The organism is Vibrio celticus, assembly GCF_024347335.1.
GTDB lineage: Bacteria > Pseudomonadota > Gammaproteobacteria > Enterobacterales > Vibrionaceae > Vibrio > Vibrio celticus.
This window is the reverse complement of record NZ_AP025463.1, coordinates 1,638,261-1,654,543: the sequence shown is the minus strand read 5'-3', so window position 1 is coordinate 1,654,543 and position 16,283 is coordinate 1,638,261. Positions and strand designations below refer to the sequence as shown.

The 16,283-nt window shown below is 43.7% G+C and carries 10 protein-coding genes and 2 pseudogenes; 3 read left to right on the top strand and 9 right to left on the bottom strand.

Translation table 11 applies throughout. The features are described 5' to 3' along the window. Positions 1-8 precede the first annotated feature (8 nt). Positions 9-533 (bottom strand): GNAT family N-acetyltransferase, encoded by a 525-nt coding sequence (locus tag OCV19_RS07630; protein WP_065675192.1) that lies wholly within the window; start codon positions 531-533, stop codon positions 9-11. Between the two features lie 458 nt (positions 534-991). Here OCV19_RS07630 and OCV19_RS07625 point away from each other — a divergent pair. Further along, positions 992-1,735, top strand: a pseudogene (locus OCV19_RS07625) (class I SAM-dependent DNA methyltransferase). Between the two features lie 129 nt (positions 1,736-1,864). On the opposite strand, the gene OCV19_RS07620 reads toward OCV19_RS07625, so the two are convergent. The 4 genes and pseudogenes from OCV19_RS07620 to OCV19_RS07605 form a co-directional block, all read right to left on the bottom strand. Beyond that, the gene (locus OCV19_RS07620; protein WP_065675191.1) at positions 1,865-3,901 is read right to left on the bottom strand and encodes a TonB-dependent receptor domain-containing protein; all 2,037 of its coding nucleotides are present in this window, start codon (positions 3,899-3,901) and stop codon (positions 1,865-1,867) included. Between the two features lie 181 nt (positions 3,902-4,082). After that, the gene (locus OCV19_RS07615) at positions 4,083-5,003 is read right to left on the bottom strand and encodes a LysR family transcriptional regulator (RefSeq protein WP_065675190.1); all 921 of its coding nucleotides are present in this window, start codon (positions 5,001-5,003) and stop codon (positions 4,083-4,085) included. A 234-nt stretch (positions 5,004-5,237) separates the two neighbouring features. Then, positions 5,238-7,427, bottom strand: a pseudogene (locus tag OCV19_RS07610) (immunoglobulin-like domain-containing protein). A 487-nt stretch (positions 7,428-7,914) separates the two neighbouring features. After that, positions 7,915-8,913 carry an acetyltransferase gene (locus OCV19_RS07605; RefSeq protein ID WP_065675189.1) on the bottom strand — a complete coding sequence of 333 codons (999 nt, stop codon included), beginning with the start codon at positions 8,911-8,913 and terminating at the stop codon, positions 7,915-7,917. Positions 8,914-9,152: 239 nt separating this feature from the next. On the opposite strand from OCV19_RS07605, the gene OCV19_RS07600 reads away from it, so the two are divergent. After that, positions 9,153-9,392, top strand: coding sequence for a PAS factor family protein (locus tag OCV19_RS07600; RefSeq protein ID WP_004733935.1), 240 nt, complete (start codon positions 9,153-9,155; stop codon positions 9,390-9,392). A 142-nt stretch (positions 9,393-9,534) separates the two neighbouring features. On the opposite strand, the gene OCV19_RS07595 is transcribed toward OCV19_RS07600, so the two are convergent. The 3 genes from OCV19_RS07595 to dmeF all read right to left on the bottom strand — a co-directional run bounded on the left by OCV19_RS07595 (position 9,535) and on the right by dmeF (position 13,259). Continuing rightward, on the bottom strand, positions 9,535-11,259 hold the full coding sequence (locus OCV19_RS07595) for a methyl-accepting chemotaxis protein (protein ID WP_065675221.1): 1,725 nt from the start codon (positions 11,257-11,259) through the stop codon (positions 9,535-9,537). 616 nt (positions 11,260-11,875) lie between these two features. Beyond that, positions 11,876-12,292, bottom strand: coding sequence for a MarR family winged helix-turn-helix transcriptional regulator (locus OCV19_RS07590; RefSeq protein ID WP_017070724.1), 417 nt, complete (start codon positions 12,290-12,292; stop codon positions 11,876-11,878). After that, positions 12,270-13,259, bottom strand: a complete 990-nt coding sequence (dmeF, locus tag OCV19_RS07585) for a CDF family Co(II)/Ni(II) efflux transporter DmeF (protein WP_065675188.1) — start codon at positions 13,257-13,259, stop codon at positions 12,270-12,272. The genes OCV19_RS07590 and dmeF overlap by 23 nt, the downstream gene beginning before the upstream one ends. A 389-nt stretch (positions 13,260-13,648) precedes the next feature. On the opposite strand from dmeF, the gene OCV19_RS07580 reads away from it, so the two are divergent. Continuing rightward, positions 13,649-15,166 (top strand): arylsulfatase, encoded by a 1,518-nt coding sequence (locus tag OCV19_RS07580; protein WP_240508209.1) that lies wholly within the window; start codon positions 13,649-13,651, stop codon positions 15,164-15,166. Between the two features lie 67 nt (positions 15,167-15,233). On the opposite strand, the gene OCV19_RS07575 is transcribed toward OCV19_RS07580, so the two are convergent. Further along, complete coding sequence (locus OCV19_RS07575; protein WP_065675186.1) at positions 15,234-16,148, bottom strand: LysR family transcriptional regulator; 915 nt, start codon at positions 16,146-16,148, stop codon at positions 15,234-15,236. Between the last annotated feature and the right edge of the window lie 135 nt (positions 16,149-16,283).

Here is a 16,283-nt window from a genome sequence, read left to right as displayed (position 1 = left end):
CTAGCCTCTTAACGCAATTCAATACGCATAAACTGGCTGTGCGGGTCCAACACATAATCAGCAAAGGGTTCACAGTAGCCGAAGCCAAACTTTTCATACAGGTTACGCGCAGCCTTAAAGTAGTCTTCTGAGCCGGTCTCTAAACTGATTGTTTGATACTGGCGGGCGGTTGCTGTGTCCAATACGTGCTGTAAAAGTTGGCTCGCAACACCTGACTTTCGAGCAAACTGTGAGGTTCTCATCGATTTGAGTTCAGCGTGTTGGGTATTCAGCTCTTTAATGGCGACACACCCGAGCAGTTGGCTGTCTTTCCAAGCACTGAAAAAGGTAATTTCTGGTGACTTGAGCCCATCTAGATCCAGTGCATGGACACTTTCGGCTGGCGAAGTTGCGTACATATCAGCAAGATGCTCTTCAAGCAATTCAATGACTTCCCCACCCGACAAGTCATCCAGCTTAATTTCTATTGAAGCACTGCTTTCCAATGTTGTTCCATTTTCCATTGAATCCTGTGCATTTGTTTCTGGCTTCATTGTCTCAACTCTCCTTGTTTAGTTCGCTTATTTTGCTTGAGTGATTTGGCTTTAATTACTGGCCTACTTTCCTGAGTTTTTTCCTTTTCTAGAACTCGGTTTGAATCAGTAAAATTACTGATTAATCATAAAATTATAAATGTCACACTGGGTTTACCTAGATACCATATTTTTCCTATCTCGTCTCGTGATAAAAGCGTTCCGCAAAGCCCGTAGGTCGCTGCATTGAGGGAGCAACACCTGTTTTAGTTAACGAATAAGTAGTCAGGGCAAAGTGAATAGCGATGACACGCGTACTGATGTTGTTGGCAGCTTAAACATCCCTTTAAACGGTCTCATTTAAAACGACCATAAGTTAGAAAATAAAACGCTTTCATTGATCGAATATTTGATTGCGATTTTCCAATTTCGGTATATGATGCGCCACCCTAATTTTTCAGCTTATGCTGCAGGCAAATATGTCCGCCAACGCACTCTATACCGACCTATCCGGTTACTATGATTTAATGTGTGTAGATATTGACTACCAAACGCAAAGCAACTGCGTACGTAGACTCCATCAAATCTTTGGAAATGAAGGAAAAACACACCTCGATTTAGCTTGTGGCACTGGCCCACACGTTCGTCATTTTATTGATTTCGGTTACCAAAGCGGTGGCCTAGATCTTAACAAGCCGATGTTAGATATCGCAGAAGTTCGCTGCCCGGAAGCCAAGTTCTCAGTACAAAACATGAGTAACTTTGAGGTCACGGAACCACTCGATCTTATTACTTGCTTCCTGTATTCCATCCATTACAACGATGGCCTAGAGAAGCTTAAAGAGTGTATTGAAAGTGTGCATCGCGCGTTGAAGCCAGAAGGTATTTTCTGTTTTAACGTGGTTGATAAAGACAAGATCAGCAACGACCTGTTTGTTAGACACACAAAAAACTAAGACAAAGACGATTTCACGTTCCGTTCTGGTTGGTATTACTCTGGTCAGGGTGATAAGCAAGCGCTAAAGCTTAGTATCGAGAAGACGACTGCTGGTGAAACTCAAGTATGGAATGATGAACACCCAATGGTGGCATTCTCGTTTAAAGAGTTAATCGAGATATTGAAGCCCTACTTCGAGGTTAATATCTTCGAGCACGATTACGACAAGCTGATTCCTTGGGATACTCAGTCCGGTAATGCGCTGATCACATGTGTCAAAATCTAGATAAATAGATAAGTAGCGAGTTAAGCTAAACCTATAGATCAAAAAAGAACCCACACTCGCCGCTCTCCTTTTAGAGCATCAGCCAGTGTGGGTTCTTTTGTATCAAGCTATGAGTTACTCAACTCTCGATTAGAAGTCCGCAGTCATACCTACGTAGTAAGTACGTGGCTCTTCAACATAACCTAGATATTCTAGTTCTTCAGATACAGACTCATCCGTTAGGTTCGAAATACCTGCACGCAGTCTTACTGAATCATTCACGTTGTACACTGTGCCAATGTTCAATGTTGTGTATGCGTCTTGAGTTAGGTCGCTTTCGATCTGACGCTCACCACGGTAACGAGCACTAACAAAGGTGTTCAGGTCGAAAGTCGGGCTCCAGTTTAGTTTAACTAAACCCGAGTGCTTGTAACGCTCAAGTAGCTGTTCGCCTGTCGACTTATCTTCAGTATCTAAGTAGGTGTAGTTCCCAGAAAACGCCCACTTATCAGAGATTTGATACATACCACCTAGCTCAACACCTTGAATGATTGCTTCAGAGACGTTTTGGTAAGTTTTCGCACCTAGCTCTCCCGTTGGTGAACCGTCTGGGTTTTCACATTGACGAGCACTTTCGTTCCAATCACCGCCTTCAGGACAGTAACCGTCTGTTCTTTCAATAAGGTCATTAATCTCATTTCGGAACAATGCCGCTTCGATATTCCAACGAGGTTGAGTGTAAACCGCCGCCAACTCGTAGTTTAAGCTTGTTTCTGGGCTTAGATCCTCATTACCGATTAACGCACAGCCACCTTTACAGCTTGATACTTGGTAGTCAGATTGGTTTTGAGTCAATGTTGGTGCTTTAAATGCTTTACCCACACCACCCTTGATGATTAAGTCATTCGTTGTTTGGTGTACCAAGTACACACGTGGGCTGAACTCTTCACCATACAGTTCATGCTTATCTAAACGACCACCAATAGTTGCCGTTAGTTGATCCGTCATTAACCATTGGTCCTGAACAAATAGTGCACCTTGGTATGCCTCAGATGAACCACTCACTAGGTTCTCTTTGTTCGTCAGCTCGCTCAGTTGGTAATCCATACCAAACGTTAGCGTATGGCTTTCACCAAGATAAGTGGTCGCAGACGCTTCAACAATCTGAGTTAATTCTTCGATATCGCTGCTGAAGTTATTACCCAGATCAGCCGCATCATTGTCAGTCACATTTTCGCGTGAGTAACGTACTTGCGTGTCACCCCAGCTCCAAAAACCACTGTGTGTAATCGCTTGGCTATTACGTACAACACGCGTGTCAGACTCAATAACTGAGCTTGAGCTTTCAGCCGCTGAATTACGTTCGTCGTCGCTGTAACCAAAATCGAAATCTATGGTTTGGTTATCTGTTGCATGCCATGTCAGGCTAGCAAGCATGCTTAGCGTGTCACGGTCTTCTAAAGCTGTAATATCTTCACGATCGTAGCCAGAGCTGTGTGTACCAGAATATGGTTGCCATGCGTTACGGCTTGTTTGGTTAACAGAAACTCGCGCGAACAACTCATCTTCAATCAACGCACCAGATGTCGTGAAGCCCATCGAGTACTCTTCCCCTCCATTACCATCAAGTGGAGATGAAGTGTCCATGCTCAGTGTAGAGCTCCAATCATTTTCTGGAGCCTTAGTGATGATGTTGATCGTACCGCCCATACCATCTGAACCGTAAAGTGCTGACATTGGGCCACGGATAATTTCAACACGTTCAATTGAATCAGCAGGAATAGTTGATAGGTCGAAGTCGTTACCACGGATGATAGCGCTCGCCGAACTTAGACGACGGCCGTTTACCATGATAAGCGTGTAATCAGAATCCATACCACGAATAGAGATCATCTGACGGCCAGCACGTGTACTATCAAAATCAGATTCAACACTCGTTGATTCAGCAACGATGTCAGCCAAGGTAATACCAGGGCTGTCTTCAATGTCTTGCGCGGTGATAACCGACATTGAAGCTGGCGCTTGTTTTAGTGCCATCTCGGTACGAGTTGCCGTAACAACCATTTGTTCATCTGTTGCTTGCGCTAACACGTTAGCTGAAAGTGAGGTACAAATAACAGCGACTGCGATCGAAAGGGGTTTACGAACCAAAAGAGGTTTGCGAATCAAAAGAGATCTCTCAGACATGATATTCATTCTTATATGTGATTAGTAATGATAATGGTTTGCATTAAACAACCAGCTACCATTCTTATCAACGAAAGTTTCATACCAAAAATTGATTCTCGTTATTCACCATTCAAATAACTAAAGAGATCTATATTCAACTCGATTGGTATTTGTAATTTTCATTCACCCTGCAGATGAATCATGTATAGAGCTCTTTGAATATATTGCGAACCCAGCGACACATCGGGTCGTTATGAAAGCGCTTATGCCAGTATAAGTAGACGTCTTCTGATGGGTGGCGCAACGCTTTAGGCACACGTTTACAAACAAGATCTCTTTGCTTAGCGGCTTGATGTGCAAAAGGTGTCGGTAAATGAAAGATGATGTCGGTTGCTTCTGCCATATCCGGCGCGACGTTAAAATTGGAAAGCTGAATTGGAATGGACAACTGGCGCTGCTTATCAATCAAGCCAAGATCTTTAAATCGACTTTCGATCGAGAGCTTCTTATCCCCTTGCAGTGAGATTTGACCAAGTTGGCTATTCAACAAGTCATCAACGGTGAGCTCTTTATCTGCCAGAGGATGGTTTTTACTCATCAACAAACGGTAATCGCGGCTAATCACGAACATTCGATACAAATTTTGCTCTGAACTTAATGGCTCGTGGGTCGACAACACAAAGTGCGCATCACCGGATAACAGAGGCTCAAAGTGTCGTTTAGGAATCGAGTCGATATCAACAATCATGTTCGGCGCTTGTTGGCGTATCTCCGCAACGACCTTCGGCAACAAGTGCGCGACATTAGGCACTAAACCAAAGAAGCGAACCGTACTGTCGCTGCTTTTCGGTTCGAATACATCGCCGTGTACCAACTTTTCTAAACGTGTCAGAACCGAGTTGAGATCTTGCTTAATGGCTTCTGCTTTTGGCGTTAACTCATAGCCATAAGCCGCTCGCACTAGTAGGTCATCATTGAAAACGGTACGCAGTTTTTGCAGAGAACGGCTCACCGTAGGTTGGCTCATACCCAGCGCCAATGCCGTGTTGGAAACGTGCTTCTCTTCAAGAAGGTGTTTCAGAATAACGAGTAGATTGAGGTCGACTTGAGCAAGATTCATTATGCAAATATTAACAATATAGAAAATTCAATGAGCGCATAGTGCTATTTATTAACAAGTAATACAATTGATAATCACTCCTATTTTGATCTAGAGCAATATGCAGAGCAGAGCAGAGTTTAATGTTAAGTGGGTTTTAAAGCTCTAAGTCATAACTGTTTAAACATAAAAAAGAGAGGCACAATGGCCTCTCTTTGATCGTCTACTTTATATTGTTAGCGTTGAGCTATCAGACTACAGCTTTGTCCAAGCATCTTGCCAGTATTGGCTATCTGCTGGAGCGTAAGACGCGCTTGCACACCATGCCGTGTATGGCCAAGGTTTACATTCGTACAAGCCATTATCGCTGCCGACCACAATATCACCCGCTGCGTAGTTTGTACCCGCTTCATATGGAGGGTAATCACCTGGAGGAGGTGTTGTACCGCCGCCGTCTTTAACAGCGAAAGAATCGTTTACCATCACCATTTCACCGTCAGACGCTTTGCCGACCACTTCAAGTCCATATTGCCCTTCCGCTACATCGTATAAATCGATGGTAATAGCGCGGCTGTCCGTTACGTTAACCTTAGTTTACTCAACCACAGTACCTGCACTGTTGGTCACCATAGCGGTAACATCTAACGCTTCATTTGATGTCAGTGTTAGATCTAAACGAACATTACCGTTATCTGGCGCATATTCTGATTGAAGCCCTGAAACTGCAAGCTCTAAGTCATCGCCCGGATCTGGGTTACCACCACAAGAAGAATCTGAAACTTTTCTCCAAACGCCCCACTCACCTGTCGTTCCAGGTTCTTCACCGCGAGTGTACCACCCTGCTCCCCACGTTGAACCGTCATGAGATACTTGGTCGCCTTCCACATAAACGGTGTCGGCATCCCATGGGGCAGCACAGTTAGAACCATCAGTCACAGACACTTTACGGTCAGCGGTTACAGTTTGGTTTGCGCTGTCTCTTACGCTATACACAAGTGTGTAGTTGCCGATTTCATTTACATCGACACTGCCAGTGTGTGTGATAGTGCTTGTCAGGTCGCCATCTTCAGCATCATTCGCCGTCACGCCTGCCATAGCATCAAACGCAGTTCCCAACAAAACAGTCGTGTCAGACACACCATTAAATACCGGCTTCTGGCTGTAAACCTCTACCGTTCTCGCTTTAGTAGTTTCGTTGTTATCGCTGTCTTTCACTCGGTAAGTTAGAACGTAAGTGCCAATAACACTGGTTTCAACGTAACCTTCAACATCGATTGATGACGTTAGATCGCCGTCTTCTTTGTCTGTTGCCGTTACGCCATCCATAGGATCAAATGTTGTTCCGTGGAGAACACGGGTATTTTCGACACCTTTAAGAACGGGCTCACCCTCGACTGGTGGTGGCGTTACTTGACCGTGTACAAACGGGCCGTAGTCTTTAATAAACTGCTCGTTGTATTGTTGACCGTTTTTGTTAGTGCCCATGTCCCAGTTGATAGACCAAGTCATCACACCACGTAGCGGTTGGCCTTGCGCCGTTAGGCTATCAAATGCGTCGTATAAATCTTGTGGCTTTTGCACAAAACCTGTCGCTGCGGCATCGATACTTGAAGGAATACCAAACACGAGCTTGTCATGTGGGATTTTGTGGAAGCCACGCGTTCCGTTGATAAGAGAATCAGAAATGTAGTAGATAAACTCTTCTTTTAACGCATCGTTGTTTTGAGCAATCCAACCCACGCCTTCAACCCAAATACCATCGCCACCTTGGTTGTAAAATTGTGGGTTAATCCAGTCGTAGTAGCCTTCTAGATTATCGATATAAGGAACGTACTTACCGCCTGTCGTTAGATACGGGAACTCAGGCGCCATAGTAATAAGGAAGTTTTTACCTTCTGCGCGGTAGTGATCTTTCACTAGCTTAAGTGCATCTGGAATCACGGTTTGGTTGTTTGCTGCGGTTACGGCTGCTTGTTCAAGGTCGATATCTAGACCATCGAAACCGTAACGCTCGGTAAGACGGATAATCTCATCAGCAAAGGCTCTTTCATCACCGGTTTCTAGCTCTACGTGTGCATCAGCACCACCCAAAGCCAACAGTACAGAGCGACCTTGCTTATTGAGCTCCGAGATTTGGTCAATAAATTGTTCTTCTGAAAGCCCAATGGTAGGGTCCAGTTTAAAAGTTGGGATTCGACCATCAGCCACATCGTAAACCTTCATGAATGACACATTCACGATGTTGTACATTGGATTCACTTCATCCAGCGTCACACATGGCGCATTACCACCTTGGTAGCCGCCACCGTCACACCAGTTATGCCAATAGCCAACCACGACGCCAGAGTCTGGATTCGTCATATCTGAACCATTCGCATAAACAGCGCCAGACATAGCCGCCATGCCGACCGATACTGCTAGTTGTAGAGCTTTACGTTTCAACATTAGTCCCACTTCCTTACTTAACAGCTGTGCCAATCACAACCGAACCAATTCATTGTAATCATGAATATTTATAGAGAAGTAATGGAATTTATAGGAAAAGATGACCTTTGATTTAACTTGTGATTTTAAGTCATAGATTGAATATCAGAATCAATATGACTTTGACTTTTCATTCAAATTGAAATGCTAAAAACTGTTATTTTCGGTCGAATGCATTGACCATACAAATGTTTAATCAAACTTAATTCACTAAGATAATTAACCAAAAATATAAAAAATCACCGACAGGAAAAAATGAACTTTAAATAGGCAAAAATCACCCCAAACACGCCGTAATTACTGACCTCAGACCAGATGCCATTGCGAGTGATATCACTAAAATAGCCTGGATATAGCCATAATACATGTGCTAGCAATGCACACGTATAACGGAATATAGGAGCAAGAATTTGTGGAATTTTGGATGTATACCTCAGGAATCTTTCAGTTAACCCTCGGCACCAGATGAATAATATGCATCCAATAGTGAAATAAAATTCACCTTATCAAGTTCATTAAGTTGATTAATACCAGCCGCTGCTTTTCTTCCTCCACCCGTTTCAAAGCTTGAGCAAATTTCGTCTGCACCCGTTCTGTTTGATAATGGCGCCCGTAAGCTCACCGTGTAAGACTCGCCGTCTTGGTTTTTCGTTAATACTGCTTGCGCTCGGTTTGGATCTTGATTAACGATTTCATTACCAAATACGCCACTGATGCGCCTTGCCCACGTCTCACCTGGCAGTTCAAACACACGTGCGACTTCACTTTCATAAATAGGAGCAAGGTTTGATAACTGCTGGCGATCATTTTGATAAGCATCTCGTAGTCGATAAAACACCGAGTCTTTATCATCCAAAAGATCAAACGGATTCGGGTATTGATAAAGGGTTTGGTAGAGCTCAATTGGCGTGAAATGCAAATCGCTTAGTGACGAACCGTAACCGTTGTAGTTAACCAAGGTACCTAGCTCTTCTAAAAACTCTGTTTGAGATGGATCGAATCCATTTTCATCCGCTAGCCGCACGGCCACGGTTTTTAGATTATCGCCAAAGGCAGCCGCGATTGTCCAAGCCAGATGCGCACCATTCAGCTTCTGGTTTATCAGCAAGCTCGTGCAGCTCTCTGGCGCAGTATCAATCAGAGTATCTAAATGCTCAGAAGTTGGGACATCCCCTGTACGGTGGTGATCGCAATAAAATACCTTGATGTTGGCGTCTAGCAGTGAGTGTAATGCAGACAGGTTTTTCTCCATCGACACATCTAAAACGGTAACGGAAGAAATGTCACCTTGCTTACCCAGCTCCATAATTTGAGTAACAACTTGAGAGACCAACTTAATATCACGCTTTACACCTGTAATGAGCACGCTCTCCCGTGGATCACTTAATCGCAGCTGTAACAACGCGATTATGCCATCTGCGTCTCCGTTGAATACGTCGTAGTGCATGTTGTTCCTCTTCCTATAGATTTAACCGTTTGCCAAAAACGCGCCAATTCGTTCGTGTGTTCGATAGTCTGTCATTATTTTAGTTATATTTCACAGATACTTAAGTCTATTTTGGAATGCCTTATTCTCATTAGACTCAAAAGATAAACACATTGATAATATTGTATGATTTATATCACAGTAAACGAACCTGAAAAGATTATAAAATAAGCGCCTCCCACTTAATGATAAAGAGACGAATGAACACTACCACCACTCTTGTTTATGACACTTTGAAAAGCCTTGCTGCTCACGCTCCTGAGCAACATGCCGAGATTCGCCAGCGTTTATATGAGCAGTTGAGCCTGCCATTTAACAAGCAGCTCTCGTTATACGCTAATGTGCTTGGTCCTATCAGCTCAGGTAAGTTAGCGGGATGCGACAATATTGATAAAGCGGTTGAACTGGCATTGGATGTGCTGGAAGGCCGAAATAAGTAATACCCCCTTTAATACGTAATATAACGGCCCAGATCTTCCCCCAGATCGGGCCGTTTTTTATTCTTGTCTTTTATCTATGTGAATTTCAGGCACAAAAAAGGCGCAGATGATCCACGCCTTTGGTTTAGTTTCTTCTGAATGTTTACGAAGTCTTGAACTGCGCGACCGCTTGGTCCATGTCGTTCGCTTGTTCTGCTACCTTGTCCACTTCAACTAAACAATGCTGCGCCGAAGCGTTATTGTCGTTCGATATAGTGTTCAGCTCATTGATTGAGTCGCTCACTTGCGCCATTACTGCACCCTGCTCTTCAATCGCTGAGGCAATACGTTCTGAATTACCTTGAATGCTTTCCATATCGCTCAAGATAAGTTGCAAGCTTGCATCGAGCTCTTCTGAATCTTTAAGCGTTAGTTGGCCTTGTTGATTACACTCACCAATCTCTGTCATCGACGCCTGCATCTGGCTTTGAATCGCACTCACCACTGAGGTTATTTCTGTGGTCGATTGATGCGTTCTGCTTGCAAGAGCACGTACTTCATCGGCAACTACCGCGAAGCCACGGCCTTGTTCACCCGCACGTGCTGCTTCAATCGCTGCGTTCAATGCCAATAGGTTAGTTTGTTCTGCAATGCCTTGGATGATGTTTACTGCATCGCCGATTTGATCAACATGATGGTTCAATGAGCTGATCGAATCTTGGCTGCTAGAAAGGCGTTCAGACAACTGAGTAATGTTGCTGATGGTTTCAACCACCACTTCACGGCCTTTATCGGCATTCACTTTTGCTTGATGAACACCTTCAGCCGCAACTGACGTGCTTTCTGAGATTTCACCTATTGTGAGTACCATCTCTTGCACTGACGATGTCATTGTAGAGGTGTGATTTGCTTGAACTTCAAACTGTTTGATGACTGACTCTAGCTCGTCATGCATGTTCGACGTGCTTTGTGTCAGTTGCAGTGACTTAGATTGAGATGCCGCGATTAAGCCTTCCAACTGATCAAGCAATTGGTTGAAGTATTGGCCTAAAGTGCTGAGTTCGTCTTTGCCATCAAGGTGCGAACGAATAGACACGTCGTTAGAATCAACGATGTTGCGAATCACCGAAAGCAGTGACTCAATCTTGCCGATAATAGAACGGACAATTAACCAACTGAACAGAATGATCGACACGAGTAGCGTGACGCAAAGGATGTTGTTGATCAGCGATAGCTTGTCCATCTCTTCTTGGGTTTCTTGGTCTAATACCGCTGAGAACTCTTTAAATTGAGTTTCAATAGCATGAGAACCCGAGCGAGCTTGCCCAAGCAGACCTTCGTTGTGCTTCAAGCCAATCACTCGCTTCTGTTCAACCACTTGACGCGCAGCATCTATCAAAGCAGTTGAGCTTCCAGCACTAGAAGTAATAGAAAGAACACTCGGATCGAACTCACCCTTTTCAATTAAGTCATTGAACAGGTAAAGCTCGATTTTTTGTTCAGCACTGGCTGTCGCGCTGATGTTATCGAGCAAAGCATGAAACTCGCCTAGCAAGCCTTTGTCACGTGCTAATCCATACACTTCACTCGCTTTTACTAAGTTAACAAAGCTTGTGTGGTAGGTTTCGATATCTTCACGTAGGTGTGTGCTGTTGGCTAAACCTAAATCACTGAGCACCGCATTGAGCTCAGATTCAGACGCTAAGAATTTGTTGTAGTTTACGTCAAACTTGTCGAGGTATTTCATATCACTACGCAGCAAGAAATCTTTCTCGTTACGGCGAAGATTAAGTAGTCGCACTTCAAGTTCTTTGGTGATTTGTTTGGCTTCGCTCATTTGAGCTGTGGTGTCTGCAAATTGCGATGTGGTAAACAACAATGAAATCATGCCGAAGATGGAGAACATCCCCAACGAATAGAGCTTTTTCTTTATATTCATATACGTGGCTCGTCTTTACTAAATTAACTATGAGTATCTAATTGATCGCATCGAAGCATGGAATACAACTCGTGCAACTTGGTTATTGTTATGGTTTTTGTATCAGTAATGAGCACTAAATCTAGCGACTGTTCAGCCCACCAGCAGTGACATTCTCAATGGTATTCAAACAGAGAATGAATCTTTTCACTAAAGATAAAAGCATCAATAACACAAATTGAATACATGTACATTAGTTGAATGATAAAAGTGAGAGACAGCTATTTGACGGAGCGTAAAGGCTTGAACACCTTGCTATGTAAGGCTTTGAATTAAAACACTTTGGATATTTATTGACCTTAGGGTTAGAAATGACACTTTTTTGGCTCATCAGAGGAGCAAGAACGAAGACCAATATTGGAGATTTTGACTCATTTTTTAAACAGTGAACCCATCGATGAGTGATTGTACTGTCGAGCGTAAACGGCGAAAAAAATGGACCTACTCAATTAGAGTCAGGTCCATTTTTGGATTTATTAATCAATCGCTTTGCAGCTAATAAGTTAGAGTGCGAACTTAAGGCTGACTAAAACGCTTTCACCATCTTGGTTAGGCACTTCAATAACACCGCTTTCTCATCTTCTTCGATGTCTTGTGTTAGTCCATTAACCAAATTCAAGTGAAGCTGGTTGTGGTGAACGTGTATCTTCTGCCCTTCATCAGTCAAAGCAACCACAATCGCACGACGATCTGTTGGGTGTTCATGGCGCTCAATCAATTCAGCTTTAACCAACTTTTCGATTTGAACGGTAAGCGTACCCGTGGTGATACCAAGCTTTTCAGCGAGCTCTTTCATTCTTAACGCGCCATGCATACCAAGCACTTCAATGGTGTGAACTTGAGCAAGGGAATAACCTGTCTCTTTGACAACAGACTGCTCCCACGAAGACATTTTATCGTAGAACTCAGTCAGTATTTGGTTAAGCTGTTCTATATTTCGCATGGTCGTTTGAATGCACTTCAAGAGTAAGATGATTAATCTTATCAAACTTGGCGAGCATTTGTTTATATTCAGAGACGGTTTTGTCACTGTTTGATTCAAGAGTAATCGCTGCTGAATAGTGATGTCCACTCACCTTCCACATATGGAAATCGGTTACCGACGCATAAGGCGTTAAGGTTTCGGTCACTGAGTCACGATAATCTTGGTCGATATTCTCATCCAGCAGGATTGGGCTGGTTTGTTTCATAAGGTTCATCGTCCACTTGGCAATCACGAATGCGCCAACCATTCCCATTGCTGCATCTAACCAGTTCCAACCGTAAAACTTACCAAATAGCAGCGCAACAATCGCAAGCAGAGACGTCAAAGTATCCGCCAACACATGCATGTAGGCTGCGCGTAGGTTGTGATCATGATGGTGTCCGTGATGCTCGCCATGTTTGTGACCATGGTCGCTATCATGATCATGACTATGTGAATGACCGTGATTCTTACTATGACTGTGGCCGTGTCCGTGATCATGATGGTGATCGCCAAGTAAAAACATACTCACCACGTTCACAGTTAAACCAATACAAGCAACGATGATCGCTTCATTGAACTGAATCGCTTGTGGGTTAAACAAACGATGCACCGATTCCACCAGCATCAACAATGCCACAATCCCCAATGCAATCGCGCTGGTGTAGCCCCCTAACACGCTGACTTTACCGGTACCGAAAGAGAAACGTTCGCTCTCGGCATGTTTCTTCGCATATCGGTATGCAAATAAGGTGATGCCAAATGCCGCAGCATGCGTCCCCATGTGCCAACCATCAGCAAGTAACGCCATAGAGCCGTAAATAGTACCGGCAACGATCTCGACAACCATGGTGATGATAGTTAACAAGAGAACGTAGAAAGTACGCTTTTCACCTTGGCTGTTATGTGAAGAAAAGTTGTGTTGGTGACGTGTTGGAAAACTCAAAATGGCGTCCTTAGCTGGTGTTTGTGGTTAGGGCTGTCTGTCATTAGGAAATGGTGCTTACAAATTCCCTTTGACTTTCAAGTAATTTGATAACCAAAGCAGTTGGTTGGAATTTAGTTTGATTATCAAACTTTGTCAACGGCGAATTTGGTTTTCGAAATGGGACGAAAATGAATAAGGCTCACTTAATCAAGAAATAAACTCTGGGGCAGGTCTCTGATTTTGAGTAAAACACTAGCCCTGATCACGGCTCCACTATTCCTCTAAGTAACTAGAATTCATACCCAGTAGTCCTCTGAGTTAATACAAAATTGGTATTTTCTTTCTAAACAAATAGAAACTAAAGAAAGGACATTACCTTGACTAAATTAACCAAAACCGTGTTAGCAATGAGCGCACTCAGCGTTGCTCAAGGCGTCGCTGCTGCAGACCAACCGAACATTCTTGCTATCTGGGCAGATGATCTTGGTTACTACAACACTAGCGCATACAACCGTGGAATGATGCGCTACGAAACGCCTAACATCGACCGTATTGCTAACGAGGGTGCTATTTTTACGGATATGTACGCACAACAATCTTGTACAGCTGGCCGTGCTTCGTTCGTGACAGGGCAACACCCATTCCGTACCGGCCTACTTACTATCGGTATGCCAGGTTCAGCACACGGTATTCCTGACTGGGCTCCTACCATTGGTGATGCTCTTAAAGAAGAAGGTTACGCGACCGCACAATTCGGTAAAAATCACTTAGGCGATCAAGACAAACACCTTCCTACAAACCATGGTTTTGATGAGTTCTTTGGTAACCTTTACCACTTAAACGCGGAAGAAGAGCCTGAAACTTACTTTTACCCTAAAGACCCAGAATTCAGAAAGAACTACGGGCCTCGTGGCGTTATCAAAGCAACCTCTGATGGCAAAATCGAAGATACAGGTCCACTGACTCGTGCTCGTATGGAAAACATCGATGAGGACTTTACCGAAGCGGCTATCACGTTCATGGAGAAATCTGTAAAAGAAGATAAGCCTTTCTTTATCTGGTACAACTCGACTCGCATGCACGTTTGGACTCGTCTGAACGAACATTACAGCGGCATTTCTGGTCAAGGTATCTACGCTGATGGTATGGCTCAATTAGACGACAACGTCGGCGCGTTGCTTGATACTCTTGAACGCTTAGAAGTCGCAGACAACACTATTGTTATCCTTTCTACCGATAACGGTGCAGAGAAGTTCACATGGCCTGACGGCGGTACATCTCCTTTCCACGGTGAAAAAGGCACAACTTACGAAGGCGGTATGCGCGTTCCACAAATCGTGAAATGGCCAGGTGTTATCAAACCTGGCTCTGCGGTTAACGCGCTAATGTCCCAAGAAGACTGGTTACCGACACTAGCTGCCGCTGCCGGCAATGACTCTATCGTTGAAGACCTTAAAGAAGGTGTTTCTCTAAATAATAAAGATTGGCGTGTTCACTTAGATGGCTCGAACTTTATGCCATATTTTGAAGGAAAGGCTGAAAAGTCACCCCGTGAAACTATCTTCTACTTCTCTGCAAACGGTGACTTCAATGCGCTTCGTTGGAACGATTGGAAAGCAAGCTTCGCTATGATGGAAGGCACAATGCAATCGGCTATCCGTCAAGCTCCTGCTTGGGCTTCAATTACAAACCTACGTATGGACCCGTTTGAAACCGCAGCGAAAGAATCTGGCATGTACACTCGTTGGATGGTAGATAACATGTGGCTATTCGTACCAATGTCTCAAGAAGTGATTAAGTTCATGGGCTCTCTAAACGATTACCCAATGCAACAAGGCCAAGGCTTCAGTGCTGCAGAGATCAATTACAACACGCTAAAAATGCAAAAGCTAATTCAGCAGATGCAAGCACAAAACGCGAAATAGCGGAGCAAGGGTTAAACAGCGGAGCAACAGCTAGATAACCCGGCTACCGACCATTAAAGATAACTGACTAATTAAAGCCCCACTGGGGCTTTTTTTGTGAGGCATCAACAATCTTTTTTCTAAACCATGAATGCGCCATATCTGCATTACGACTCTTGTGCCACACCAGATATTCAGTACCAAGATCCGATTCAAACGGTAAAGGCGACAGCTTAAAATCATCCAACAGGCCATACCTTTCAAGTATTGATTTCTGACTAATACAAAGCCAATCCGTCCCTCTTACCATATCAAGCATTTCAAATGGGCCAGGCGCCTTTCGTGCAACCTTTCTACTCTTCGCGTATTTGCTAGTTTTAGTTAATGGCGACTCTTTGGTGTCCCACATACTATGAAGAACATGCTTCTCTTCAAGGTATTCTTCCAACGTAATCTCGTTCCCTAATCTAGGGTGGTTTTTATCATAAGCAACCACCATAGGTTCGTTAGAGAGCTGAACACACTCCATTGCCGGATCGTTGATAGGCGTATGGACTATACACAAATCATATCGGTGTTGGCGAAGATCTAGAATGATGTCTGCAGTATAGTAAGGGTCAATATGAAGACCTATATCTGGCGTTTCCGCATAGAGGATATCGGATACACGCTTCATCAATGAATAAGTTGCACCACTAATACAAGCGACATTAAACGACCTTTCAATTTTTGTTGGGTCGAACTTTCGCTTACTCGGGAAAGTCGATTCAAAGGCATCGTAGGCCTGTTTTATCTGAGGGTAGATGTCATAACAAAAACTGCTCGGTCTATAGCCTTCCTTTGTTTTCACAAACAACGGATCATCATAGGTTTCTTTTAGTCGGTTAAGCGCCTTACTAATCGCGGGCTGAGTAACGCCAAAACGTTTCGCGGTATTCGAGATAGAGAGCTCTTCCATCATGACAACAAAATACGGGATCAGACTAAAATCTGTGTTTTTCATGTTCTATTTACCAAACTAGCGTACCAAATTAACTTTCATATCATTGAATTATACCGTATCAACCAAGCACTTCATTAGCGACCCTTTTATTTTGGGAAGTCACCTACGAATTATCATGCTAGAAAACGATGATTA